General features: G+C 51.6%; 27 protein-coding genes. 15 read left to right on the top strand and 12 right to left on the bottom strand.

The window, feature by feature from the left end; translation table 11 throughout:
* Window positions 1-15 precede the first annotated feature (15 nt).
* The 3 genes from QC823_RS06085 to QC823_RS06075 are packed head-to-tail and all read left to right on the top strand — an operon-like array spanning window position 16 to window position 2535.
* On the top strand, window positions 16-822 hold the full coding sequence (locus tag QC823_RS06085) for an MlaA family lipoprotein (protein ID WP_309655468.1): 807 nt from the start codon (window positions 16-18) through the stop codon (window positions 820-822).
* An 8-nt stretch (window positions 823-830) separates the two neighbouring features.
* A complete protein-coding gene (locus tag QC823_RS06080) occupies window positions 831-2027 on the top strand; it encodes a PP2C family protein-serine/threonine phosphatase (RefSeq protein ID WP_309655467.1) in 1197 nt (398 codons plus the stop codon).
* A complete protein-coding gene (locus QC823_RS06075; RefSeq protein ID WP_309655466.1) occupies window positions 2017-2535 on the top strand; it encodes an STAS domain-containing protein in 519 nt (172 codons plus the stop codon). Before QC823_RS06080 ends, QC823_RS06075 begins: the two co-directional genes overlap by 11 nt.
* 59 nt (window positions 2536-2594) lie before the next feature.
* Here the strand turns inward: QC823_RS06075 and tal are convergent, their stop codons facing one another.
* Window positions 2595-3536 carry a transaldolase gene (tal, locus tag QC823_RS06070; protein ID WP_309655465.1) on the bottom strand — a complete coding sequence of 314 codons (942 nt, stop codon included), beginning with the start codon at window positions 3534-3536 and terminating at the stop codon, window positions 2595-2597.
* A gap of 156 nt (window positions 3537-3692) precedes the next feature.
* Here tal and QC823_RS06065 point away from each other — a divergent pair, with 156 nt between their 5' ends.
* From QC823_RS06065 to QC823_RS06015, 11 genes are all read left to right on the top strand, one after another.
* Window positions 3693-4886: a multidrug effflux MFS transporter gene (locus QC823_RS06065; RefSeq protein WP_309655464.1), complete on the top strand. Its 1194-nt coding sequence runs from the start codon at window positions 3693-3695 to the stop codon at window positions 4884-4886.
* Window positions 4883-5080 carry a hypothetical protein gene (locus tag QC823_RS06060; RefSeq protein ID WP_309655463.1) on the top strand — a complete coding sequence of 66 codons (198 nt, stop codon included), beginning with the start codon at window positions 4883-4885 and terminating at the stop codon, window positions 5078-5080. Before QC823_RS06065 ends, QC823_RS06060 begins: the two co-directional genes overlap by 4 nt.
* Before the next feature lie 48 nt (window positions 5081-5128).
* Window positions 5129-5356, top strand: coding sequence for a hypothetical protein (locus tag QC823_RS06055; RefSeq protein ID WP_309655462.1), 228 nt, complete (start codon window positions 5129-5131; stop codon window positions 5354-5356).
* Window positions 5356-5625, top strand: coding sequence for a hypothetical protein (locus QC823_RS06050; protein WP_340324107.1), 270 nt, complete (start codon window positions 5356-5358; stop codon window positions 5623-5625). The genes QC823_RS06055 and QC823_RS06050 overlap by 1 nt, the downstream gene beginning before the upstream one ends.
* A 247-nt stretch (window positions 5626-5872) precedes the next feature.
* Entirely contained in the window at window positions 5873-6865 is a 993-nt protein-coding gene (locus QC823_RS06045; protein ID WP_309655460.1) for a PstS family phosphate ABC transporter substrate-binding protein, read from the top strand.
* Window positions 6866-6984: 119 nt separating this feature from the next.
* Complete coding sequence (gene pstC / locus QC823_RS06040; RefSeq protein ID WP_309655459.1) at window positions 6985-7926, top strand: phosphate ABC transporter permease subunit PstC; 942 nt, start codon at window positions 6985-6987, stop codon at window positions 7924-7926.
* Between the two features lie 9 nt (window positions 7927-7935).
* On the top strand, window positions 7936-8865 hold the full coding sequence (pstA, locus tag QC823_RS06035; RefSeq protein WP_309655458.1) for a phosphate ABC transporter permease PstA: 930 nt from the start codon (window positions 7936-7938) through the stop codon (window positions 8863-8865).
* 59 nt (window positions 8866-8924) lie between these two features.
* Window positions 8925-9785, top strand: a complete 861-nt coding sequence (gene pstB, locus QC823_RS06030) for a phosphate ABC transporter ATP-binding protein PstB (protein WP_422823605.1) — start codon at window positions 8925-8927, stop codon at window positions 9783-9785.
* 741 nt (window positions 9786-10526) lie between these two features.
* Entirely contained in the window at window positions 10527-11573 is a 1047-nt protein-coding gene (locus QC823_RS06025) for an ArsJ-associated glyceraldehyde-3-phosphate dehydrogenase (RefSeq protein ID WP_309655456.1), read from the top strand.
* Window positions 11551-12813, top strand: a complete 1263-nt coding sequence (gene arsJ, locus QC823_RS06020; RefSeq protein ID WP_309655455.1) for an organoarsenical effux MFS transporter ArsJ — start codon at window positions 11551-11553, stop codon at window positions 12811-12813. The genes QC823_RS06025 and arsJ overlap by 23 nt, the downstream gene beginning before the upstream one ends.
* 205 nt (window positions 12814-13018) lie before the next feature.
* Window positions 13019-15232, top strand: a complete 2214-nt coding sequence (locus QC823_RS06015; RefSeq protein WP_309655454.1) for a sensor domain-containing protein — start codon at window positions 13019-13021, stop codon at window positions 15230-15232.
* 44 nt (window positions 15233-15276) lie between these two features.
* Here the strand turns inward: QC823_RS06015 and QC823_RS06010 are convergent, their stop codons facing one another.
* From QC823_RS06010 to QC823_RS05965, 10 genes are all read right to left on the bottom strand, one after another.
* Entirely contained in the window at window positions 15277-15585 is a 309-nt protein-coding gene (locus tag QC823_RS06010; RefSeq protein WP_309655453.1) for a CC/Se motif family (seleno)protein, read from the bottom strand.
* Between the two features lie 65 nt (window positions 15586-15650).
* Window positions 15651-15887, bottom strand: a complete 237-nt coding sequence (locus QC823_RS06005) for a thioredoxin family protein (RefSeq protein WP_309655452.1) — start codon at window positions 15885-15887, stop codon at window positions 15651-15653.
* A gap of 21 nt (window positions 15888-15908) precedes the next feature.
* Window positions 15909-16919 carry a permease gene (locus QC823_RS06000; RefSeq protein ID WP_309655451.1) on the bottom strand — a complete coding sequence of 337 codons (1011 nt, stop codon included), beginning with the start codon at window positions 16917-16919 and terminating at the stop codon, window positions 15909-15911.
* Window positions 16920-16997: 78 nt separating this feature from the next.
* Window positions 16998-17552, bottom strand: a complete 555-nt coding sequence (locus QC823_RS05995; protein ID WP_309655450.1) for a sigma factor — start codon at window positions 17550-17552, stop codon at window positions 16998-17000.
* A gap of 36 nt (window positions 17553-17588) precedes the next feature.
* Complete coding sequence (locus QC823_RS05990; protein WP_309655449.1) at window positions 17589-18068, bottom strand: FKBP-type peptidyl-prolyl cis-trans isomerase; 480 nt, start codon at window positions 18066-18068, stop codon at window positions 17589-17591.
* A gap of 19 nt (window positions 18069-18087) precedes the next feature.
* Entirely contained in the window at window positions 18088-19005 is a 918-nt protein-coding gene (locus tag QC823_RS05985; RefSeq protein ID WP_309655448.1) for a molecular chaperone TorD family protein, read from the bottom strand.
* A 75-nt stretch (window positions 19006-19080) separates the two neighbouring features.
* Complete coding sequence (nrfD, locus tag QC823_RS05980; RefSeq protein WP_309655447.1) at window positions 19081-20286, bottom strand: NrfD/PsrC family molybdoenzyme membrane anchor subunit; 1206 nt, start codon at window positions 20284-20286, stop codon at window positions 19081-19083.
* Window positions 20283-21044: a 4Fe-4S dicluster domain-containing protein gene (locus tag QC823_RS05975; RefSeq protein WP_309655446.1), complete on the bottom strand. Its 762-nt coding sequence runs from the start codon at window positions 21042-21044 to the stop codon at window positions 20283-20285. Before QC823_RS05975 ends, nrfD begins: the two co-directional genes overlap by 4 nt.
* A 42-nt stretch (window positions 21045-21086) precedes the next feature.
* Window positions 21087-23573, bottom strand: a complete 2487-nt coding sequence (locus tag QC823_RS05970) for a molybdopterin-dependent oxidoreductase (protein ID WP_309655445.1) — start codon at window positions 23571-23573, stop codon at window positions 21087-21089.
* A gap of 98 nt (window positions 23574-23671) precedes the next feature.
* Entirely contained in the window at window positions 23672-24679 is a 1008-nt protein-coding gene (locus QC823_RS05965; RefSeq protein ID WP_422823604.1) for a 4Fe-4S dicluster domain-containing protein, read from the bottom strand.
* 262 nt (window positions 24680-24941) lie between these two features.
* Between QC823_RS05965 and QC823_RS05960 the strand changes: the two genes are divergently transcribed.
* Complete coding sequence (locus QC823_RS05960) at window positions 24942-25364, top strand: hypothetical protein (RefSeq protein WP_309655443.1); 423 nt, start codon at window positions 24942-24944, stop codon at window positions 25362-25364.
* A gap of 66 nt (window positions 25365-25430) precedes the next feature.
* Here QC823_RS05960 and QC823_RS05955 read toward each other — a convergent pair whose 3' ends face one another.
* The gene (locus tag QC823_RS05955; protein WP_309655442.1) at window positions 25431-26360 is read right to left on the bottom strand and encodes a TIGR01777 family oxidoreductase; all 930 of its coding nucleotides are present in this window, start codon (window positions 26358-26360) and stop codon (window positions 25431-25433) included.
* Window positions 26361-26378 lie beyond the last annotated feature (18 nt).

Below are 26378 nucleotides of genomic sequence, written 5' to 3'. Positions count from 1 at the left end.
TAGAGAGAAATGCTCATGTCGACGCTTTTCCAATCGCGCGCAAAGGAATGCCTGCAACGCGCCAAGTGGTTCCCCCTTACGCTAGGCATAACGGTGTTTCTAGCCGGCTGTGCCAGTTCACAAACCGCCAAAGCGCCTCATCCTGAAGACCCTTGGGAAAGCTTTAATCGACGCGTTTTTGTCTTTAATGATGTGCTCGACCGCTATGCGCTAAAGCCGGTGGCGCGTGGTTATCGCACGATAACCCCCGACCCAGTAGAAACCAGTGTGGGCAACTTTTTTTCCAACCTTGGGGAAGTGCGCACGGTGGTGAATAGCCTGCTGCAAGGGAAGGGAAGAAACGCCAGCCTTTCCACCTCGCGTTTAATCATCAACTCCACGGTGGGTATTGGCGGGCTCTTTGATGTCGCCACCCGAATGGAGATTACCGGGGATGAGGAAGACTTTGGCCAGACGCTTGCCGTTTGGGGTTGGGAAGATTCACGTTACCTGATGTTGCCGCTGTTAGGTCCAAGTACGTTGCGCGATACGACAGGCTTGCCAGCAGATCGTGCCGCGGATCCTGTCATGTATTTAAACGACGAGACAACGGAAATCGCCCTGACGGTATTAAGCGTGGTGGATACGCGCGCTGGGTTGCTAGATCGTGAAGAGATGATTCGCGGCGACCGCTACCGCTTTATTCGGGATGCCTACCTGCAAAGCCGCCAGTTTGAAATCAACGATGGCGAACTGGGTGAAGACCCCTTTGCCGCCGACGACTTTGAATTTGACGACGCGGATTTTAATGACGCCGACTTTGATGAAAATGGCGCTGACTGAGGTTTTTCATGCAGCGTTCTAAGCAGCTGATTGCAGTCATTGACGAGCCCGGTGAAGAGCGTGATGCCCTTGCCGAGGCGATTACCTGCAACGACATGAGCGTATATGCCGCCGATAGTATCGATCACTTGCCGGTTGAGACGGCATTGATCGTCGCACACGCGCGTGCGGTGCCGCGTCAGCAGTGGTCGCAGCTAACGCACTGCTTGCCCACGCTGGTGGTAAGCGATTCGCGCCAAGACGCCGATTTGATAAAAGCCGTCGACGTTGGGTTAGTGGATTACATTGTTCACCCGCTTCGCCATGCGGAACTGTTGCGCCGTATGATTCGTAAGGCCATCGAGCTTCACAACCTAGCGCTTGAGCGCGAGCGTGACCGCGAACGGTTGGCGGAACTGAACGAAAGCCTGGAAACGCACCTTGCGTTGCTGCGAATGGATCAGCAAAGTGGTGGGCATATTCAACGCCGACTGCTACCGGCGCATCCAAAAATGCTCAACGATGTCTTTTTCGATTATTGGTTTGCGCCGTCACTCTATTTATCGGGCGATTTTCTCGACTATCAGCGCTACAACGAGCGTTACAGTGCCTTTTACTTTGCGGATGTATCAGGCCACGGGGCGTCTTCGGCTTTTGTGACCGTGTTGTTGAAGTATTTGTGCAACCGCTGGCTGAGTGAATGGGACGGAAAGCACCCGGAGCACTTACCTGCTGATTGGTTGGCGGCCCTTAATCGTGAGCTTCAAGGGACCGATATTGGTAAACATGCGACGCTTTTTGTTGGTGTGATTGACCATCAGGCGCAGACGCTGCACTATTCTCTCGGTGCGCAATTGCCTATGCCGTTGCTGCACGCCTACGGCCAGCTTGTACGCTTGGAAGGAGAGGGAATGCCGGTTGGGCTTTTTCCTGATATTGACTATCCTTCGCTGAGTTGTGAGCTACCGCCTCAATTTACTCTCTGGCTATGTTCAGATGGCGTTTTGGAATGCTTGCCGGGTGACTCACTCGACTCGCGGCTCAAGGAACTTGAGCATTTAGTAAGTGAGAGTGCCACGCTTGAGCAACTGCACGATCGTCTAGTTGTCACTAGCAGCCATCTCTCATCCGAAGAGTTGCTAGAAAATAATGACGGCTCCGATCGCAGTGCTCTGCCCGACGATCTGACAATCATGATGGTGAGCGGATTTGGTCATGCTGATTGAAGAAGGCCGCATTAAAGCGGCGTTCGAATCCGGTGTTTTTGTATTAAAACTTTGTGGTGATGTGCGCTTGACGCTATGTGCAACGCTTGACAGCCAAGCTCAGCAGTTATCGCAAACGCCAGGGCTTAAGGTGCTAATGATTGACCTGCGAGAGGCCACCAATGTGGACTCCACGGCGCTGGGGTTTCTGGCGAAAGTGGCGATGGCCGTAAAAGGACGTTTGGAGCAGTCACCGACCATCATCGTGGATAACCCCGATGTGCGCCAAATGCTTGATGTGATGGGCTTTGCGCGCTTTTTTACGCTGATGCATGAGCCTCTAGCCGATAACATGCCCAATGCCGAAGAAGAGCTTCCAGAAATGCCAGCGGATGAAGAAGGCTTGCGCAATCGCATTCTAGAGGCGCATCGCATTTTAATGCATATTAACGATCATAATCGCGAGCAGTTTCAGCCGCTGGTCGAAATGTTAGAGGCGCAAGATCCAGACTTGAAACCGCCCAAGTAAGCAGCCTTGCTAACGTTAAAAGGCAGGCCAGCCTGCCTTTTAACGTTTTGATAGGCCTTTTAAGCGTTTTGACGCAATTCGCCGAGTAACGTTTCGAGCTGGCGCTGGTCGGCCATGAACTTGCGAATCCCCTCCGCCAGTTTGTCACTGGCCATTTCGTCTTCGTTCATTGCCCAGCGAAAGCTGGCTTGATCAAGCGGCTCGCCTGGCTTGCGGTCGGCATCGAGCGGGCATAGTGCTCGCGAAAGCTCGCCTTGCTGCTGGTCGAGTTCGTCTAACAATTTGGGTGAGATCGTTAAGCGGTCGCACCCCGCCAGCGCTTGAATCTCCCCAGTATTGCGAAAGCTTGCCCCCATCACAATGGTGGCGTAACCGTGCCCTTTATAATGCTCGTAAATGTGCTTGACCGACTGAACGCCGGGGTCATTGGCACCGCTGAAGTCGGTCTCCGGGTGGCGGGCTTTATGCCAATCAAGAATACGCCCGACAAACGGGGATATCAGAGTCGCGCCCGCATCGGCGCAGGCTTGTGCTTGGGCAAAGCCAAATAACAGCGTCAGGTTGGTGCGAATACCATCGCGTTCCAGTTTTTTTGCTGCCTGAATACCTTCCCACGTGGACGCGACTTTAATCAAAATACGCTCAGCACCGACGCCTTCGCGTTGGTAGCGCTCGATCAACGAATGAGCGCGTTTGATCGTTGCTTCGCGATCAAACGAAAGACGTGCGCTGACTTCCGTTGATACATAACCGGGCACCAGCGCGCTAATTTCACAGCCGATATCCACGGCAACGCGGTCAACGGCATCGTCGATATCCGTGCTTTCTTGGGCAATGCGCGCCAGTCGTTCACGGCGATCTTCTTGCTGTGCGGCTTGTAAAATCAGCGACGGATTGGTCGTGGCATCCTGCGGGGAAAAACGACGAATCGCCTCAAGGTCGCCTGTGTCGGCTACCACGGTGGTCATCATTTTTAATTGTGAGAGAAGGCTCGTCGCCATGTCATGCTCCTTAAGGATGGTTATCGTTACTCTAACAAGGTGTGTGGGCATCGAACAGACGCCGACAACGGGCGTGTAAGTCGATACACTTAGCCGTCTATCTAGTTACCTCTATTCATTGCCTACTTATTCACTGTCTACCCATTGGAAAATGTCATGCAGCTTAACCCACGTCGTGTCGCGCTGCTGGTAGCGGCCAACACGGCGCTTGCGCCTTTTGCCATTGATGCGTACTTACCGGCTATCTCGTTACTGGCGGATAGTATTAACGCGAGTATTCACCATACCGAACTTTCGATCAGTATGTTTTTATTCGGCTTTGCACTGGGGCAACTCTTGTTTGGTCCTCTTTCAGACCGGGTCGGGCGCAAGCCGGTATTAATGGGTGGCCTGATCGTCTTTGCACTGGCGAGCTTAATAATTACGCAGGTGGAAAGCTTGTCGACGTTGCTGGCGTGGCGTTTTGTTCAAGCCTTGGGAGGCGGGGCTTGCGTGGTTAACTCCGCGGCCATTGTGCGAGATTGCTTTCAGGGGCGTGAAGCAGCACGGGTGATGTCCACGATGGCGATGATTATGATGCTGGCGCCATTGGTCGCCCCGGCAGTGGGGAGCTTATTGCTCTACGTGGCGGGGTGGTGGCTGATTTTTGTGTTTTTAGCCGCTTATGCCGGGTTTCTGGCGTGGCTATTAAGCACACATTTGCCCGAAACGCGGGACATGACGCTGCCCACCGCCTCGCCGCGCCAAGTGCTGCGCAACTACGCCAGCGTGCTAACGCATAAAGCGGGTATGGGCTATATTTGCGCCGCAGCGGCATCGTTTGCGGGCCTGTTTGCCTTTGTGACCGCCTCACCGTTTCTTTATCTGCAATATTTTTCGCTATCGCCTGCGCTGTATCCCTATGTTTTTGGAATGAATGTGGTCGCGATTGCACTCTCTAACCGGGTCAATATTTACCTCTTAAAAAAGCGCACGCCACAGCAAAATTTGCGCTTAGGGTTAGCTGTGCAGTTATTGGCGGCTAGCGCGTTGGTGTTAATGACGTTTTTGGGCGTGGCGAGTTTGCCACTAGTGGTGGTGTTAGTGATGATGTTTACCGGCATGATCGGCTTGATTACGCCGAATGCGATTTCATCGCTTTTGGATCACTTCGGCCATATCAGCGCCACGGCAACGGCGCTTCTTGGCGGTATTCAGTTTAGTGCTGGAGCGTTGGCGGGTGTGATGGTGGGACTATTTGAAATTGAACACTTATGGCCAATGGTGCTGACCATGTTAGCCGCATCACTGGTGGGTAACATCGGGGTGCGCCTGCTGACGTCAGCGGCAACGGACGAGCGCCCAGCATGATTGAAGACATCGCTACGTGGCTGGACATGCCACTTAGCAACTGGGTGGAGTGTGCGCTGACCTTGGCATTAGGCGCTTTTCTACAGCGCGCGACCGGTTTTGGCTTGGTGGTTATTGGTGCGCCGCAGTTATTGATGATTGAGCCGTTCCTGGTGCCCGTGGTTCTGGTGCTTTTTGTGTTCACTTTATCGTAAATGATGGTGCGTCATTATCGCTATGAAGTAAGCTTGGGCGAGCTGGGAATGGCATTGGTGGAGTGTTTGCCGGGTAACACGCTGGGGCTTTGGTTGTTGATTTCCGCACCGATGGTCGTGTTGGAAAAGCTGATTGCCGCTATCGTGCTGTTTGCAATGTTCGTTACGCTATGCCGGGTGCGGCTGCCGGTCAATCGTGTGTCGCTGTTTAACGCGGGGTCGCGGGGGTATTCTCGGAGATTTTTGGCACCGTCGCCACCATCGGCAGGCCACTGATGGTGCTACTAATGCACGGGTTTACACCTGACCGTCTGCGCGGCAATTTGGCGGCTTCTTTTATCATCACCTCGATGCTGACGCTCGCTACGCTAACGTTGGCAGGACAGGTGGGGCTATGGCAGTTGGGCGTGGCGGCCACGCTATTGCCTGCCGTGATGCTGGGCAATGCGCTGGCCGACGTGGTTGCTCATCGCATTGACCGACAATGGCTTCAGGCCTCGACGCTTGATCTATGTACTCTGACAGCCGTAGGGCTGTTGCTATGAAGGTCGATAGCCATAAAAAAATATCGTATGACTTGCCATGTCATTAAAGTGTCATTGTTGCTGCGTTAGGTTGTGCTGGCGGGCGGTAGTCGAAGCCCAGTAACGAATATTTTTTACTGAGCCTCGGTTGTCATTTTTTTGTCATCTCATTGCTGCATTATCTTCTGCACAAGAGGTACGAAACGGCTTTGAAAGAAGTTGCCTGCTGAACCACAAAACTCAATGCGTTGGGAATTTGGAGAGAATCATGAAAAAACATCTTATGTTCGGTGCAGTCATTGCTGGCTCACTAGTCGCTCATAACGCTGCTGCCGTCGATACTGTACAGGTCGATGGTTCAAGCACTGTCTTCCCCATTTCTGAAGCCATGGCAGAAGAGTTCGGTAACAAGCATCGTGGCGAGATCCGCGTAACGGTAGGCCTCTCTGGTACCGGCGGTGGTTTCAAGAAGTTCTGTCGTGGTGAAACCGACATCACCGGTGCTTCGCGTCCTATCCGCCCGGAGGAGCTCGAACTCTGCAAGGAAAACGGTGTTAAGTTTTCCGAACTGCCGGTCGCTATGGATGCCCTAAGCGTTGTCGTTAATCCGCAAAATGATTGGGTCGATTATCTGACTGTGGAAGAGCTTAAGAATGTGTGGGAGCCGGAAGCGCAGGGTGTGATCACTAACTGGAATCAAATTCGTGAAGGGTTCCCGGACCGTGATTTAAACCTTTATGGTGCCGGTACTGACTCAGGCACCTATGACTACTTCACCGCTGCTATTGTGGGCAAAGAGCATTCTAGCCGAGGTGACTTTACAGCCAGTGAAGACGATAACGTGCTCGTGCAGGGCGTTGCTAATGACCATAATGCGTTGGGCTTTTTCGGCCTGGCTTACTTCCTGGAAAACCAGGATAAACTGAAAGCCGTGCCTATTTCTTGGAAAGGTGGCGATCCGGTTGAACCAAGCAAGGAAACTGCTGGTGATGGTGAGTATCAGCCGTTGACCCGTCCACTGTACTTCTACGCCAACGTTGAGTCGGTAGAAAACAAAGACTACGTTGAAAAGTTTCTTGAGTTCATATTCCAGGAAGAAAACGGCGAACTGGTAAGTGAAGTTGGCTACGTGCCTCTGGGGCAGAAGGTTCGCGATGCGGCACTGCGTGTACTTCATGCCCGTGAAAACGGTACCGCCTACCAAGGTTCTGAAGTCGGTGTCGATGTGGTTGAAACGCTCGAGCGCGAGAAGCATTACTAAGAATTAGCCTTTTTATATTAAGGGTGAGTTCTTTGTAAGCCCAGAGCGGAAGCAAGATGGCTTCCGCTCTAGTTATGATGGCAAAAATATTTTTTAAACAAAGTAGGCGTATAAGACCAATGGCTACTCCAAGTTCACGGCGCCTTGAGACGTCTAGGGTCAAAGTTTCACCGTATTTTTTACGTAAACGTGAAATGATCAATCAAGTGGCTCGCTATGTGCTGATGCTGGCTGCGCTAATCTCTGTTTTGGTCACTGTAGGGATAGTGTATGTACTACTCAGTGAGGCGCTGGTATTTTTTGAAGAAGTTTCTCTGTGGGAATTCGTCTCAAGTACTAGCTGGACGCCGATGTTTTCCAGACCAACCTTCGGTATTTGGCCGCTTTTATCAGGTACGATCGTCGTGTCGGGCATCGCCTTGGCAATATCCATTCCTTTCGGTCTGATTCTGTCTGTATACCTAAGTGAATATGCAAACCCGAAAGTACGAGAAACCGTCAAGCCAATACTGGAACTGTTGGAAGGTGTCCCTACCGTTGTCTACGGTTATTTCGCTTTACTGCTTGTTACACCGATGCTCCAGGTTATTCTGCCAGGGTTGCCGGGTTTTAATATGCTGGCGCCGGGCTTGGTGATGGGGATCATGATCCTGCCCTACACCACCTCTCTCAGTGAAGACGCTATGCGTGCAGTACCCAATAGCATGCGTGAAGGCGCTTATGCGTTGGGCTATAGCCGTTTTCATACGGCTACAAAAGTTGTCATACCTGCAGCAATGTCGGGTATCACTGCTGCTTTCATTCTTGCGATGTCTCGGGCCGTTGGCGAAACAATGGTTGTTGCCATTGCTGCAGGTCAGATGCCGAACTTTACCTTCAATCCCATGGAGGGTGCGGCCACTATTACTACTTTCATTGTGCAGGTAAGCCTGGGGGATGTTAGTCACGGCTCCATTGCTTATCTTTCCATATTTGCGGCGGGTATGGTCTTGTTCTTGTTGACACTGGTATTCAACTTGATCGGCTTTTACCTACGTAAACGCTATCGCCAGGCTTATTGAGGTGACACTATGAAGACTTTGTCTGAAAATGTTTTAAGCGGTGTTAACTATGCCTCAGTGTCTCGAAAAAATCGTTCTTGGGACATTATTTTTGCATCTCTGGGGATATTCGTACTCTTCATTGCGATTACGACTCTGGTGGCGTTATTTCTAGATTTGGCTATCAGGGGAGCACCGCAGTTGTCAAACCCTGAGTTCTATACCTCTTATCCTTCTCGGAAACCACTGGATGCGGGAATTCTTTCAGCTTGGGTTGGCACGATCATGGTCATGATAGTAACCGCCGTGGTGGCTATTCCACTTGGCATTGGCGCCGGGCTATATTTAGAGGAATATGCGAACAAAAATTGGTTGACCGATATTATTGAGATCAACGTTTCTAATTTGGCGGGCGTTCCCTCTATTGTCTACGGTCTCCTTGCGCTTGGGTTATTTGTACAAACGTTCGGGATGGGGGAGACAGTTCTGGTGGCCGGGCTCGTTTTGGCGTTGTTGATCTTGCCGATCATCATTGTTTCGACTCGTGAAGCTGTCCGTTCGATTCCTAATGAATTACGAGAAGCCGCCTATGGTCTTGGAGCCAATCAGTGGCAGACCATGTCAATGTATATTCTTCCGGCGGCGAAGCCAGGCATTATTACAGGTGGCATAGTGGGGCTTTCCAGGGCAATTGGCGAAACTGCCCCGATCATTACTATTGGTGCCTTGTCGTTCATCGCCTTCTTACCTCAGTCGCCAATTAGCGGTGATTTTCCGTTTATCAGTTTTGAGTGGCTTAACAGCGGGTTTACGGTAATGCCGATTCAGATGTTCGGCTGGGTATCTCGCCCCCAGGCAGATTTCCAAATTACAGCAGCGGCGGCAGGTGTTGTTCTGATTGCGATGACACTTACGATGAACGCCTTGGCAATTTACATACGCTTTCGTGCCCGTAAATAAGCTGATTCTTTATATGGTATATGAAGTAACCAAACTTCCTAATGGTGTGAGATGTGAGTATGAATGATATGCCAAAATTCCAGACGGCCGTGCAGGGTGATCAAAATAAGCCAAGGAGTAAGCCTAGTGAGCATCTTGATCATTGGTACTTGGAACCCACTAGTCCTACTCGGGCACGAGTATCTAATCTGAAATTTTGGTACGGCGATGGTACACAGGCAATAGACGATGTCAGTATGCCTTTGGTGGACAAACAGGTTACCGCGCTTATAGGGCCATCTGGCTGTGGTAAAAGTACCTTTTTGCGCTGCTTTAACCGAATGCACGATTTATATCCAGGTGTGAAATATTCTGGTGAAATTAACTTGCTCCCGGAAGATGAAAATTTGATCAATCTTGATCCGAATATTGTTCGGATGAGAGTAGGTATGGTCTTCCAGAAACCTAATCCTTTTCCAAAATCAATATATGAAAATGTAATAGCAGGCTTGAAAATTCGGGGTATTACGAAACGTTCACTGTTGGATGAAATAGTAGAAGACTCTTTAACTAAAGCGGCACTCTGGGATGAGGTGAAAGATCGGCTTCATCAATCGGCGTTAAGTATGTCAGGTGGACAGCAACAGCGATTATGTATCGCTCGTGCCTTGGCCGTTGAACCTGAGATTTTACTTTTAGATGAGCCTACTTCTGCACTTGATCCTATTGCGACAGCAAAAGTGGAAGACTTAATTAATAAGCTCGCGGGTGACGTAACAGTATTGATTGTGACTCATAATATGCAACAAGCTGCACGCATCTCAGATTATACAGCTTATATGTATCTGGGTAAGTTGATAGAGTATAATAGAACGAACGATTTATTTACGGGCCCTAAGTGTCAGCGAACAGAAGATTATATAACGGGAAGATTTGGCTGATACTTATTGATTTCAATAATTTTTTATTTTAACCCCTTTTTTTAAGGGGTTTTTTAATGGTGAATAAATTTATAGCTATTTTAATAAATTTTATTGTAATCTTATAAATTTTTTAAACATGTTTATTTAGCATTACTTTATATTTTAGAGTTATAATTTTATTTAATTTTAATATAAATAGAGCGTATTTTTATAATATCAAGCAATATTTTAGCATGTGTGTATGCTTGAGTGATAAAGAAATTGTGTAGAAAATATATTTTATATGGAATATCATATATTAGGCACTTTGATGTCCGCAAATGAAAAAGTCCTGTTTATTTGTAATGTAAATTTCGCCCGCTCGCTGATGGGGGAAGCATTTCTTAGACATCTTTCGGTAGATCGGTTCGACGTATTTAGTGTTGGAAAAAAGCTCGATCAACCACAGGCATTGGCGCTTTAGGCATTAGAAACACATTGCATAAATACAAATAGATTGGCAAGTAAATTGATAGACGTTCTTGAGAACTATTACTTCGATAGCGTCAGCATTTTATGTGAAAAAGCGGCGCAGGCTTTCCGGAATTGATAAGGGTGCTGCGGTGAGCTTCTTTTCTGGGATATTACTGACCCGCTACTACATTCACAGCTAGACCCCTATGAACATACATTCAACGATATTTATCAACGTCTATCGCTATGGTTGCTGATTGAGGCAATGAACAACATCCGTCGATAATTCACTTAGGAGTTAACGTTATGGCACTACGTATCGGCATCAACGGATTCGGTCGTATTGGTCGTTTGACGCTGCGCAGTTTATGGGCAGAGATAGAAGCCGGGGCGGTAGAGCTGATTCGCACCAATGATCCAGGCGGTGATGCGGCGACATTTGCGCATCTGCTTGAGTTTGATTCGGTACATGGTCACTGGGCACCGGGAGAGGGGTTTGCCTACACGCAAGATACGATCGTTATCGACGGCCACTCGATTGCTTTCAGCGCGGAAAAAAATATTGCCGATAGTGATTGGTCGGATTGCGACATTGTTATCGAGTGTTCTGGTAAGCACAAAACCTTGGACAAGCTGAATGCGTATTTTGACCAAGGCGTCAAACGCGTCGTGGTCAGCGCGCCGGTAAAAGAGCCTGAGGCATTGAATGTTGTCATGGGCGTTAACGATCATCTTTATGACCCGGCAAGCCACCGCATTGTGACCGCGGCCAGTTGTACCACCAACTGCTTGGCTCCGGTTGTGAAGGTGCTTCAAGAGACCTACGGCATTCGCCATGGCTCCATGACCACCGTTCACGATATTACCAATACCCAGACGATTCTTGATGCCCCGCATAAAGACCTGCGCCGGGCACGCGCCTGTGGAATGAGCCTGATTCCCACCACCACCGGTTCCGCCAAAGCGATCACGGCGATCTTCCCAGAACTGGAAGGGAAAATTAACGGCCACGCAATTCGCGTACCACTAGCCAATGCCTCGATTACCGATATGGTCTTTGAGCTTGACTGTGAGGTCACCGCTGAAGAGGTTAACGCAGCGCTAAAAGCGGCCGCAGAGCGCGAGCTTGCCGGTATTTTGGGCTATGAAGAACGCCCACTGGTGTCGATTGATTATCGCACCGACCCGAGAAGCTCCATTGTTGATGCGCTTTCCACCATGGTGATTAACGGCACGCAGCTAAAACTCTACGCCTGGTACGACAATGAATGGGGGTATGCCAATCGCACCGCTGAATTGGCTCTTTTAGTAGGAAATGAGCAAGTAGGAAATGAACAGGTGGACCGTGGCTGAATCAATGCTAGCGCGGGTAAGGGCGCTGCCTTTCGAGGTGCGCCAATACATGTTGATAACCGGCAACTACTGGGCGTTCACGATTACCGACGGCGCGCTGCGTATGCTAGTGGTGATGCACTTTCACCAGCTAGGTTACTCGCCGCTGGAAATCGCCATGCTGTTTCTGTTTTATGAAGCGTTTGGTGTGGTGACCAACCTCGTAGGTGGCTGGTTGGGCGCGCGGCTAGGCTTGAACCGCACGATGAACGTTGGGCTGGGGTTGCAAATTATCGCGTTGGCTATGCTGATGGTGCCTGCCAGCCTGCTGACCGTTGCCTGGGTGATGGCGGCTCAGGCGCTGTCGGGGGTTGCCAAAGACCTCAACAAAATGAGCGCCAAAAGTGCTGTTAAAGTATTGGTGCCTGCCGATAACGCTAACGCCAACAGCTCGCTCTACCATTGGGTGGCGATGCTTACCGGCTCCAAAAATGCGTTAAAGGGGCTGGGCTTTTTTGTTGGCGGGCTGCTCCTGACATTGATTGGCTTTCAGGCCGCTGTATTAGCGATGGCGGTGATGTTGGCGTGTGTGCTCTTGCTGTCACTATGGCGGCTAAAGGCGGATTTAGGCCGCCAAAAGGTAAAGCCCAAGTTCTCCGAAATCTTTTCAAAATCGCGCGCGATTAACGTGCTCTCCGCGGCGCGTTTTTGCTTGTTTGCCTCGCGCGACGTGTGGTTTGTGGTGGCGCTGCCGGTATTTCTGTACGACCAACATGGTTGGTCACACTGGACCGTGGGTGGGCTACTCGCGATATGGGTAATCGGCTACGGCGGGGTACAAACGCAAGCGCCTAAGCTAACACGGTTAATTCAAGGGGATGCGCGGTTTCTCACGGCAGGGTGGGCCGCGGCGTTGGCGGTGTTGGCGATTCTGTTAGCGTTACTGCCACTGGCCCAAGTTGAGTGGTTAGTCGTCGGGCTACTGGCGTTTGGCGTGCTGTTCGCGATTAATTCTAGTTGGCACAGCTACTTAATCGTTCACTATGCTCGCGCCGATGGCGTCTCGATGGACGTTGGCTTTTACTATATGGCCAATGCGATGGGGCGTTTAGTTGGCACGTTGCTTTCCGGCTGGCTGTATATGGCGTATGGGCTGAGTGCATGCTTGTGGTTTGCGGCTGCTTTGGTTGCGGCCAGCGCTTTAATGGCACTGGCATTGCCGCCAGAGTCGGAAACCTCTGAAACCACCTCTGAACGTTGATGCTACTCCTAATCTTTTATGCTACCCCTAAAACATGACGCTACCTCTAAAGCATGATGCTACCTCTAAAGCATGATGCTACCGCTAAATCTTAGTAGTACGTTATCAGGAGCTGTCTTGCTTTCAATCAAGGTTTGAATGCTGGCACGCCATATACTCTGGTCAACCTCGCCAAGTGAAGGCGTGAACTGAGTCGGAGGGAGTCATGGAGAAGGCCGCCCCAGCACCTGGGAACGACGGTGTCGCTGATTTGCTGGCAACAGCCACCAACGGCATCATCATTACCGACATCAGCGGCACTATTTTGCAGGCCAATCAGGCCGCGGAGAAGATGTTTCAGTATGCGCAGGGCGCTCTCGTGGGTCGCCCTATTACGGAGTTGATGCCCAACCCTGAGCGCTGTCGACATCCCGATTATGTCGCTAACTACTGCAAACATGGTGCCCGCTATATGGTAGGGGCAACCCGCGAAGTGGTGGGCCTCGACCGCAATGGTGCCAGGGTGCCGCTGCTGATCTCGGTGAGCTTTTTCAAAGACAACGGTGAGCCCCACTTTGCCGCTGTTCTACATGATATTAGCGAGCGCAAACGCTTGGAGCAGATGCTTGCAGCGGTCAATATCGAACTTGAAAGGCGGGTGCGCGAACGTACCGCACAGCTGGAGGAGGAGGCTAAGCGCCACCGTGAGACCATCGACCGTCTTGAACTTGTTAATAAGGTGGTGGAGCGAGCTTCCCATGCCGTGGCCATTACCAATGCGGAAAACCGTATTCTCTACGTTAACCCGGCTTATGAGAAATTAACCGGTTTTACGCTGGAAAGCGTAATCGGCAAAAAACCGACGGTAGCCAAGTCTGGCCACCATGGCCCTGATTTCTACCGACGTATGTGGGCCGCCCTTGATCGAGACCTTCACTGGGAGGGCGAAATATGGGATCGCCACGAAAATGGTGAAGCCTTCCCCAAGTTTTTGAGTATCGACCGGCTGGTGGATGACGAGGGAAAGACGCGCAATTACGTGGCCGTATTTCATGACCTGACCGAGCAGAAGGCCTCGGAAAAGGAGATTGAGCGGCTGCAGTATTATGATTCGCTAACCACGCTGCCCAATCGTTCGCTCTTTCGCCATCGCTTACAGCATGAGTTTGAGGTCTCCCGACGCCAAGGGGTGCGGGTTGGTGTGATGCTGCTTAACCTTGACCGTTTCAAGCAGTTCAACGACACTTTTGGCTTTCCTTCTGGCGACAAGCTCTTGGTCGAGGTGGCTAAGCGTCTGGAAACCGCTGTGCGCCGTACCGACATGATCGCGCGCCAGGAGAGTCGAAGCGAGCGCGACCCCGATCTTGTCTCGCGCGTGGGCGGTGACGATTTTGCGGTAATCCTCAACGACCTTAAAGCGCCTGAGAATGCCGCCGTGGTGGCTAAACGTATGCTGGAAGCCATGAACACGCCCTTTAACGTGGAGGATGCGTCGGGGCGAAGCGATGAAGTGTTTCTTCAAGCCAGTATCGGTATTGCCATTTTTCCCGATAATGCCGCCGATGTTGATGAGCTTGTGCGAGTGGCCGAGACGGCGTTGATTCAGGCTAAAGAACTCGGGCGAGGGGAGTTTCGCTTTTTCTCCGATAGCATGAACAGAAACAGTGCCGCGCGCGTGCGCCTGGAAAGCGATCTTCGTCGAGCCGTGACCGAAGAAAGTTTTGTGCTGTTTTACCAGCCCAAGCTGGACCTGGAAACAGGCCGCTTCTCCAGCATGGAGGCATTAATCCGCTGGCCCCACGCCGATGGTATGATCTCGCCAGCTGACTTTATTCCGCTGGCCGAAGAGACCAATCTGATTGTGCCGCTGGGGGAATGGATTCTGCGCCGTGCCTGCCTTGATGCCGTCGCCCTTGGGGAACGCCTTGGTCAGGTGCCGGGCGTGGCGATCAATCTTTCAGCTCGCCAATTTCGTCAGGCGGGGCTGATCGATAGCGTACGCGCTGCCCTTGAGGAGAGCGACATTGTGCCTGGGAAGGTGGAACTGGAAATTACCGAAAGCATGGTGATGGATGATGTCGAGGCGGCTATCAAAACCATGCAGGCCCTGCGTGATCTTGGCGTGCGCCTAGCCATCGATGACTTTGGCACGGGGTATTCGTCGCTTAGCTATCTCAAGCGTTTCCCCGTTAACACCCTGAAAATTGATCGCGCTTTTATACGTGATTTGACGCGTGACTCGGAGGATGCCGCCATCACACAAGCGGTCATCGCATTGGCGCGCGCCCTGAACCTGCATGTAGTGGCGGAAGGCGTAGAAACGCACGAACAACTCGCCTTTCTCGGCGAGCATCGCTGCGCCAGTGTGCAGGGGTTTCTTCTCGCTCGGCCTGGCCCTATTGAGAGTATGCCCGCGCTTTTCTCCAAGACCTTTATCTAAAAACTGCTTAAAAAATTTGTCTAAAAAGGATGCTTATCAATACGTCAAGACGATTCACTGCGCGGTGAATGTATCGCGGCGCCGTCAACGTAAAGCCGCCGCAGTTTCCAAAAGCCTTCCACATCAACCTTTAACCCTTCTTCCTCAAGCTCGGGCGCGATGTAAAGTGTAAGGCCATCGCGTTCGTCTCGCGTGAAATGTTCCGGTGCATTCGGTGGACGCGCTTCCGCTACTGCAAGGCTCGCTATTCCCCCGCAACAGCCATGTCGCGGTGAAAGCCTGACGGTTAGCACGCCGCCTTTTTCATGAATAAAAGCAGCCGCATCGGGGGAAATGTGAATTGGTTCGGCCATTGGCAGACTCGCTCATTATTGCCCCATCCGGCATAGACAAGATGGGGCGTTTGGGAAGTGCGCTATTAGCCTTGCAGCATGGACTCGATTTTGTTGCGATCCGGTACGCTGCCGCTATGGACGAGTTTGCCGTCGATTGCCACCGCAGGGGTCGACATCACTTGATAGCTCATGATGACACCTGCGTCGGTGACTTTTTCAACGGCGGCATCAATGCCAAGCTCTTTGGCGACGGCGTCAATTTGCTCGGCGGTGGTGATGCATTTTTTGCAACCTGTACCTAAGACTTCAATCTTTTTCATCGTGTTTCTCCTTTTGGTGTTTTACAACATGCCGCTGAACAGCCAAGGGCTCAGCAAGTTAATCACCCAGCCGACAATCATGAAATTGACCAGCAAGATGACGAAGATAATCCCCAACAGGCGCCACTGCATAACCTGTTTGAGCATAATAAACTCGGGAAAGCTAGCCGCGACGGTGCTCATGCAAAACGCGAGCGTTGTACCGACAGGCAACCCCTTAACGATTAAACTCTCCATCACTGGTATGACCGCAGTCGCATTGGAGTAGAGCGGTAAACCGGCAAACACCGCAACAGGGACATTCCACCACTGGCCGCTGCCGAGGTTTTCGGCAAACCAACCGTCAGGTACAAAACCGTGAAGAGCGGCCCCTAAGCCGACACCAATAATCACCCATATCCAGATGCGGCCAACAATCTCTTTTAGCTCATCGCGGGCGAATTCGTGCCGGTCTTTTAGCGTTAATGACGGTTGCTCCGGGGCAGGCGCTTCGCTGTTAGAGGATGTGCTCGCTTGCTGGTACGCCTTGGCAGCAAAATCCTTCAACCAGCGCTCACCACGCAAGGTATCCAATATCATGCCGCCCCCGATGCCAACGGCCATGCCAATGACGATATATACCAACGTGAATTCCCAGCCCAGAAGACTCCACAGCATGATGACGGCGACTTCATTAATGATGGGCGAAGTAAACAAAAACGCCATGGTAATACCAAGAGGAATCCCAGCACTGGTAAAACCGAGGAAAAGAGGAATGCTGGAGCAAGAGCAAAACGGCGTGATGGCGCCAAACCCTGCTCCTAAGCCGTAGCCTGCAAAGCGGTTTTTTTGCTGGATATAGTGGCGGACGCGCTCAAGATTAAGCGAGGCGCGCAGCAGGGCGATGATGTAAATCATCACCACGAGCAGGACGAAGATTTTAGTCGTGTCTTCCACGAAAAAATGCAGCGAGCTACCTAGCTTGCTATCGGGATCAAGCCCGCCCAGGCCGTACACTAACCAGTCGGCTAGCCAAGTAAAAACCTCCAACATCGTTGTCTCCCTCATTTAAGAATGCGTTACTAAGAAGACGCACGAAGAAAGAAAAGGATGCCGAAAAAAGTGAAATTTTTAGGTCGCGTTAGCGAGCCCGCGATGACAGCAAACGCGCCCTTGTTCATCAAAGATGATCTGGCACTGTTCTATCAGTCGTTCGCGTAGCCGTATTCGCGCGCGGCGTAGCCGCGCTTTGGTGGCCGGTAGCGTTAAGCCATTGAGGTAAGCATAGTCCGCTTGTTTGACACCATTTAAGTCGCACGCATAAAGAATATCGGCATCTTCGGGAGGGCAATAAGGTAAGGCGTTGGCAATACAATCAGCCAAGCTATCAATCGCGGAATGCGAAGGGGGTTCAGCGGGGAGATCTAGGTCATCGGCATCGACCCACGTTTTGGTGCGGCGTTTTTCATCAATCCATTGGTGTTTTGCCACTTTGAAAAGCCACGCTTTGGGCGTGGCGAGCTGGCAAAAAGTCGCCCGGTCCGCTAACGCCTTGGCATAAACTCGCTGTAGCAGTTCGTCAGCGGCATCGCGATCACCACAATACTTGAGCAAAAAGCCACGAAGCTCTTGATGGTGCGCTTGCCAAGCGTCTTCGATGCAGGGGGTCTTTGTGATATGCGCCAAAATGCTACCTCACACGTCTATTCAGTCGCATAAAGCTTAACATGTTACCCATCTGATCGGCTTGTGATCTTCGTCTCGCTGTATGTTGGGGGGCTCAACGCTAAGAATTGTTATTTCCCAAGTCACTGTTTTGCCTGCTAGAGGGTGGTTGCCGTCTAATAAAGCACCTTTTTCTGTTAGTGCTACTACTTTCAATGAGAATTTTCCCTGTTGCCCACCTGGCGTTAACGTCATCCCCACCTGAACCTCTTGACTGGGGGGCAAGTTTTCCTTGATGGCTTCAAATACGAGTTCTGGGCGGTGAGGGCCGTAAGCCTCTTCAGGTGTCAGCGTGACTTTTATGTAATCTCCCGCTTGATGGCCTGATAGCGCAGTTTCTAATGTAGCCAACATTTGACCTGTGCCATGCACATAACGTAGCGGAGTTTCTGGAGTGGAAGTCGCTAAGCACAAGCGGTTTTCATCGAAGAGCACGTATTTGGCTGTCACTTCACAATAAGTAGAAATTTTCGTCATGAGGTATCCTGCTTGATGGTTACTGCCATGCCTTAATATTGGCCCCCGGCGGCTTCATTGCTGCGGTACTTTCGCCATCTCGACACTGCGGACAAATACTAAGGTGATCAGCGCTAACACCGGCTTCGTTAAGGCGTTTTCGCATTTCGGCGAGCACGGGATCACTCTCAAAAGGGTTGCCACAACGTTTGCATGTCAGCTGTTCTGTGGGTGCATGGCTCGTTTCAAATGTTTCTACCGGCGTCGCAGGTGTTTCAATCTGGATCTGCTGCATTGCTGGATTTCGAACCGCATGCGGTGAAAGTTTTTCTAAGTCACTGGTAAGCTGATCGTGGATGAGCTCGATCAACAATCGCCACAGTTGCGTTGGTGAGTCTCCCGAAACGGCAATGACTTTTCGCCGAATACCTGCTAGCGCGGGAAGAGTAAAATCGTTGAGCATGGTCACCGCATCGGTAATCGTTGCCGTATTTGTAGTGCCATTTTGCTGATCTTCGATAATCTCACTGTAGACCCAAGCAAGCCATTGCAGATTGAGTGATAAATGATCGGGGAGCTCATGGAACGTAGGATCGCGCTCCAGCCCGTGGCGCTGGTAGAGAACCTCAATTGATTGCACGCTGCGCGCCATTAAACTGCCATCTAAATAGACGCCAAGATTGAGAGGAGCGGGGGCGGGCGGCATCAAAAAAAGCTTACTGTAGCCAAGGATTAATTGCTGAGTATCCGCAAGTTCACTGGTTGAACGTTGCAGCGCATTCAGGCGTTCAGCCGTAAGCACAGGAAGACTACCAGCGAGATAGTTTAAGTCGTCCATTAAAGGACCTTGTACTTCCTGCAAGGTGACCCCCGCTTGTGGTGCTTGCATGGCACGTGCGAGGCAGAGGCACAATTCGGCATTGGGCAGTAAGTCGGGTAACGTGGCTTCAGTCATCATGCGTAAGGGCGACTTATTACTATAATAAGTCGCCCTTTCTCCTTTAAGGATTCTAAAAATAGCGTTTATTGTCGTTTAGGCCGCTGCTTCGGCGGTGCCTGGCTGGGCCGACTTGTTCGCAATATGGCTGGGCATATCGCCTAGATGGAGAAACTTCTCGCCAAGTAGGTAGAGTACCAAGCACAGAGAAAAGCCAAATACCGTTAATGACCATTCTGTTGCAGACGGCGAGTAGCTAATCAGGTTGGGGACCCAAGTACCTTTGAATAGCGGTACTACCTGGCCACCTACGACGAAGTAAAAACGCTCAGCAAATATAGCGAACGTGACTAACAGTGCCGCGAGAACTTGTATGCCGATACCGTTGCGCAGCTTGCTAAGCAATACAACAAAGGGGAGTAAAAGCCCGATGAGCAAAGCGGCAATGTACACACCTGAATCAAATAAATAATCGGTCCAGACAATGCTGATTTCAGGGTTGTTGCTATAAAGCCCTGTGATGGCGCGAACCAAGATAAACAGCAAGGTAAGACCAATACTGGTGGCAAAAAGCTTGGGAAGCGCACCTGTTAAAAGGGCTTGCAGTGCGCTCGGCATCCGCTCACGTTTGAACCCATAGGCTAAGTAAGTGAGAAATAGCAATACGGCTATCGCGCTGGTTATGGCCGTGATGTAGAAATATACCGGCATTAGCGCATCAAACCAGAAAGGGCGCATGCTCATCATGCCGAATATAAGCGCCAGGTTACCGCTGGCCAGCAATACACCAATGAAGGAGGCAATGCCGACTTGCTTTGCCGTTTTACTGTCCCAGTGTCCGCCTTGTAACTTGCTGAACTTCCATAGTAAAAAAATCAAGTCGAGCGCATAAAATAGGCCCATCCAGAACATCGCGGATTGTACCTGAAGGTTCATCGGGATGACCCACAGCATGCGAAAGACATGGCCAAGCTCAAGCGCCAACACACTCATGCCGGATATGAGTAGGGCAAAGGCGAGAAATATGCAGCGTTTAGCGACGGGATAGTACTGCTTAAAGCCAAACACTAACGGCAACGCAGCGAGTAACCCTAAGCCCGAGGAAGCTAAGGCAAAAAAGACGTAGGTGGCAATCGGTTGTCCCCAAGGTAAAACAGAACTCGTATTAAACGAGGTGTGGCCATGCGCCATGATTTGCGAAATGGCATAACCCAAACTCACCAGTAATACAACCCCGGCGATGACGAGTAGCCCCCAGCCTAGTGGCCCTTGAAGGGCATTTTTGTGTGTTTGCGCTGTCATGCGTTGTTCTCCTTATCAGCAGGGGTGAAAGCCGGAACACCAGCGCCAGCGCCAAGGTAATAGACCTGTGGCTTGTTGCCAGTATGATCTTTAAGGCGCACACCATGCTTATCACCGATAAGCTGGTTGACTTGGCTTTCTGGGTTATCTAAATCCCCAAAATAACGCGCTTTAGGGGCGCAGGTGCGTACACAGGCGGGCACGTATTCCTTTACGTCGGGATTATCCTCGTCAAGATCCGCGATGCCTTCAGGCGCGTGTTTCACCTTGTGGTAGCAGAAAGTACATTTCGACACGACACCTTTAGGTTGAATGCCGATACCACGGCGCCAGTCTTCTTCGGGATTTTGGTAGGGCGGGCTCCAAAGCTGGGCGTTATCACTGGGGAAAACGTCGCGGATATCGGGCTCGATGAGGGGCTTTTCGTCTGCATAGAAACGTACGCCGTAGGGGCAAGCAATCATGCAGTATTTGCAACCAATGCACTTGTTCCAATCAACAAAAACGATACCGCCAGCATCGGGATCTTTATAGGTGGCGCGGGTCGGACAAACATGCACACAGGAAGGGTTTTCACACTGCATACACGGGCGTGGAAGCCACTTCATTTGGCCGCTTGGATACTCACCGGCATTGTAATAGAGCACATCCTGCCACGTTTCACCCGGCAGTGTGTTGTTCTCCATTGAGCAAGCCGTGGTACAGGCTTGGCAGCCGGTACATTTATCTAGGTCAATGACCATTCCCCATTTTGCCATGATCGCTATCCTCTCTTGGTCTATTCGGCAGGGTGGTGACGGTTAGGCGCGTTCTAGTTTTACTTTGCCGGTGTAATAGCTAGCCAGCCCTGAAATAGGGTCTGAAATGTTGGCTGTAATCTCACTTGAGTTGCCCGGCCCACGACCTTTCGCCCAACGTCCTTGCGCCCAGTGCCCATATTCGAATGGCAAAACGAGCGTATCTGGTCGATGCGAAGCCACAAACCGACATTCTGCTTCAATGCTGCCGATGTCAGAGCTGATTCGTACGCGATCACCATTGTTGATACCCCGCGCTTTGGCGGTTTCGGGGTGAACCTCCAGATAGACAGTATTCCGACCACCCACGATAGGCTGATGCACCATCATTTGCTGCGGAATATTGGCGCCACGGCCTTCCGCATGTAGCGGTGTTTTAGGTGTTATAAAATGAAGATCGCCATCGCCACCGGTATATACCGGCGCCACCCATTGAACCAAGCCTGCACGTTCGCGCGGGATGCCTAACTCTTCCTCAATGTATGCGGCGTGCTCTTCCAAGAAACCTGAGCGTACTTCAAATTTTCCAGAAGGCGTTTTTAATAGGTGCTCTTGCACTTCTTCTGCGCTCATCTGACGGCTATAACGCTGGCCGTCCCATTCGTAAAACTCGCCGCGGATTTGACGCCATTTGTAGGGTTTTTTGTACCATACACCCTTTTCTTTCCAACTTTCGAAGCCATCAACACCGTTATCGCCGGGGTCGTCGGCGAAGCCTGCCGCTAGGTGGCGAATATAGTTTTCGACGCTGCCAAGTTCGCGGTAGTAGTCTCCCATCGGCCCATCAATGCGCTTGCCGAGTTCTATGATGACATCGCCGTACATTTTGGTGTCATGAATAGGCTCGACGGCAGGCGTGCGTAATTCCGCCATTGGCCAGCCTTCAAAAGGATAGGTAGGCACGTCCTGGGTACGTTCTAGGTAGGTGCAGTCGGGAAGCACAATATCGGCATACATCGCCGTTTCCCCGGGGAAGGGGGAGGTGTCAATAATAAAGACATTTTTAAGAGCTTCTTCCCACACTTGGGGATTGGGTGCCGACCAAATGGGGTTGGTGTAGTAAAACATTGCGGTGTCAAGCGTATACGGATCGGCATTAAGGTGGTTAATGGCGCATTCCTGCATCATATTACCCACCATTGGCCAACGGTCAGTCCCTTTCATATCGATGCGGGGCTGATCTTTCCACGCGCCGTTTTTGGCATAATCGTCCATGTAGTCTGACACCTCGACAGGCAAGGCACCGTAGGAAGGCGCGACTTGATAGCCGATTCCGCCCTCGGCGAACAGCGAGCCGACCAGGGCATTAAGGCTGTGAATCGCCATGCCGTTATACGTGCCGTTGGAGTGCCCGGTAGCGCCGCGTTCAAAGAGCGCAACTGCAGGACGAGTCGAGCCGAACTCTATTGCGGTGCGGCGAATATCCTCGGCATTAATGCCGGTAATCTCTTCCGCCCATTCGGGAGTGCGCTCAAGTAACTCCTCATTCCACCAGTCAGCTAGGCCATGCACCCATTTTTCGTTGAAGCTATTGGCTGGAATACGGCGACCCCCGACAAACTGCCTATTGGGATTGGTGAAATCGCCGACAAACTCACGATCCCATAAGCCTTCAGTCAAAATGACGTGTGCAATGGCCAAAGCAAATGCCCCGTCCGTGCCGGGTTTGATGTAAAGCGCCCGATCCGATGCGGCCATTGTTGGACTCATGCGAACATCAACGGTGGTCACGCGTGTTTTGGGGCTTTTAGTACGCATATGCCCCCACATCTGCATGACGTTATTGTAAGGGCGGAACGCTTCGAGGAAGCTTGCACCGATGATCAGCAAGTAATTGGCGTTGCGATAATCGTATGAGCTATAGGAACTGTTGCCGTCAGTGGCTTGCTTGGCTTTTTTGGAGCCATCGGCGCACATGGAGGAGTGGCCAATGGCGGCATTAGGGGTGCCATAGAGCTCACCGAAGGGGTATTGAATGCCTGCGTCTGAGGAGCCCCAGCCACGTCCATAAAACATAGAGAAACGGTGTGATTCACCTCGGCGGCGCAAATCATTCAGGCGCTCGGCCACGGTATCCAACGCTTCTTCCCAGGAAATGGGCACGAAGCCGGGGTCTTCGTCGCGGCCTTTGTTAGGATTGGTGCGCTTCATGGGGCCTTTGAAGCGGTCCGGGTCGTAAAGAAAGTAGCTGCCTAAATGCCCTTTAGGGCAGAGCTTGCCATTGGAAATAGGGTTATCGCTGGTACCGTAGATGGCATGTACGCGACCATCGGTGGTGTAAACATCTATACCGCAGCGTGCTGGACATTGGGCACAAACGTTTTTGGTAATGGTCGTTTCGCCACGCGGTGCCTGAGCGCGTGCTTCGCTCACTGGGCTAAACCCTTTTAAGCCAGTGATGCCCGTTGCCACAGCACCGGCGGAAGCACCTACGGCAGCCGACGACTGCAAGAAGCGACGCCGGTTAATGAGAGTTTGAAACAGTTTCATGGAGTCTCCCTTGGGGTACTGCTCGCCTCTTGATGGTGCGAGTCTTGTTACATAGGCGCCAACCCTATAGGGCGGGCAGCTAGCCAACGTGATGGCATTTAACCAAAAAGGTCTTCAAAGCTTTCTTGCATCAATGCGTTCTCACGCCGACAGGCGGGGCAAGTCGGCATACCATCTTCATTGCGTTTGTTGTTATGCATTTGGAATGAACGGCCGCAAGCCGCGCAAATGGTTTGCACGCCATGGCGCAATGTGATGCTTTGTTCATGTATGAGTGTTGTGCTTTCCAGCGCGTTTTCAGGGCAAGCGCTTAGGCAGTGCTGGCAGTTTAAGCAAGCCTGTGGAGTGAAACTCAGGACGTTATCAATTGCGGTTAAGGCATCTGTAGGACAAACCCGCGCGCAAACGCTGTGCGCATCGCAAGCATCATGATTGAGTTTTATCCCTGGAAGTGTTGGCGCGACTACCCCAACTCGCTTGTTAGCCGCATCAAGGTGGCGTTGCAGCCTTCTTGCTTTTGGCTCTGTATCGTCTTCTGGAATATGCGGTAGCGGTGGAGTAGAGCGCCCGCGTAATAGGTCGCGGCGACTAAGCGCTTGGCGAGCACGTTGGTAATGACCGGTTGGTAGCGCTTCCGTGATGGAGCAAAACGCTTGTGCAGACTCTCGCCAAGTGTCTTTCGCACTGTTAGTGGGCGATGCTTCGCAAGCGCTGCAGTCATCTGGGATGTGCAGCACCACGGCTTGAGGTGAAGCGTTGGCGCTTAGGGCAGCGAACGAATCAGCGCCGAGTGCCCGCAGACAGTGTAGTGTTTTATCTACGTGGCGATTCGCGACTCGATGACAGCCTACATGCAGTGATATGTCGGCTTCCTGATCATTAAACAGCTGATCGATGTCATGACTTACCAAAGCCTCCGTAGGGCATGCAGAAACGCATTGCAAACAGCCATGGCAGGCATTAGTGGCAATCAGTTTCACTTCGCTATCTTCTTCAGTTATAACTAGGGCGTTGGCAGGACATGCGTCAATGCATAAGTAGCACGACAACGGGTGCGGATTAGGTTGTAGGCACCGAGAACTAACCCACCCCAATGACGCCACCATTGGTATTAGCGCGGTAGGTTGTGTAAACGGCTGTTTTTCTCTGAATGCCATCGTGGTTACAGTGCCTAATTCCTAGTGTTATTCAGTCATGTTGATATCTTTATATATCCACATTGGCATATGTATAATCATGCTGCTATCGACATTAATCCAAAGTTAAAGAGGGATCGTCCTTAAAATTGACATGCGTCAAATTTTCCGTAGTTGCCGCCACAAAAGCGGTTTTTAGCCAATTAACTTTTTTAGGGAAGATTCGTCATATATGGCAGTGCTAATTGAGGCAACAGCGATTCTTATTCGAGCTGCTGCTATTGAAAAACGTATACCTAGCGGCTGGAAGGCGTTGGGTGAAGTCTTGCCCTTGCATAATGTGTGTTCGGATGACGAACTCGTTAGCATCAGTTTGGTTGACCCAGCAAGCGTGCGGGAGCAGGTGGAGCAGCTGGTGAGCTTGGGGCTTCAGTTCGACTGGGAGGGCGATTTTGAAGATATTGCGTTTGCGGATCAAAAGCGTGGGTTACTCGCGCAATGTGAGTGGCTTGAGTTTGAAACCGCGAATATTGGTATTGGAGGCACGCCGCCGGAGGTGGCAATTTGTCGGTTAGCCGGCAGCCAAAGCCACGAACTCCGTGTGCCCGAAGGTTGGCGCTATCAAGGTTCGTTGACCGAGCAGTTTGGTAGCTAAGTGTACGGTCCCGGATGAACTAAGAGCTGCCTTTTGTTGTGATCGCTATCCGATGCCGGCCGTGATTCAAGACAAAATGTCGTTGACGGCCGAGCCGATCTGCGGGTAACGAAACCGAAACCCTTCGGCTTGCAACCGGTTGGGATACACACGCTGACCGTCAAGAATGACCGTCGCACCGTCGCCAAGTATCTGCTGAATCACTCTTCCGGGCACCGGCACACGGATGAAACTGCGTGACACGTGAGCGAAGGCGTCGGTCACCTGGGACATGGGCACGGGAAAGGGAGAGGTGGCGTTATAAGCTCCTTGCATTTCGGGGTAGTCCAGTGCGCGCAAAAGGATATTGACTGCATCCTCGCGGTGGATCCAGCTAACCCATTGCCGCCCCGATCCAACGCGCCCGCCTAGAAACGGGCGTATACGTTTGAGTACGGCGCGCCCGTTTTCGGTAACGGCTAACACAATGCCGAAACGCAGGATCACCACCCGTAGACCGTACTCGGCGGCGCGCTGCGCTTCGGCTTCCCACCGGTGCGTGGTATCGGTCAATAAATCGCCGCCTGGACCAGGAGGGCTGTTTTCAGCGAAGCGCTTGCTGCTAACGCCGTAATAGCGACACGCCGACGCCGAAATCAGCGTAGCCGGTCGGTGAGTCATACAAGCGATGGCAGTGACAAGGGCGCGGGTACCGGCTTCACGACTCTGGCGGATAGCAGTGCGTACCTCAGGTGTCCAGCGGGCCGCGATAGGCTCACCCGCCAGGTGCACCACGGCGGATGCGTCGATCAGCGCGGATGAGATCGTCGTGGGCTCGAAGGGGACGTAGCCTTTTACAGTGACCAGTGGAAACCGCTCTGGAGGGAACCGGGTTGCCGCTGCCTTAGGCCGGCGGCTCAGCACTGTGACGGGAGTATCTCGGGCTGCCAGCTTTTCCACCAGGCGGCTGCCAATTAACCCCGTCGCTCCAGTGATCGCCACTTTATCTTGGGTCATATGCCATCCATTCTTGCC

Origin of the sequence: Vreelandella vilamensis, from assembly GCF_031451755.1 — a bacterium.
Taxonomy (GTDB): domain Bacteria; phylum Pseudomonadota; class Gammaproteobacteria; order Pseudomonadales; family Halomonadaceae; genus Vreelandella; species Vreelandella vilamensis.
The sequence above is the reverse complement of the archived record's forward strand: the minus strand, read 5'-3'. Positions and strand labels throughout refer to the sequence as shown.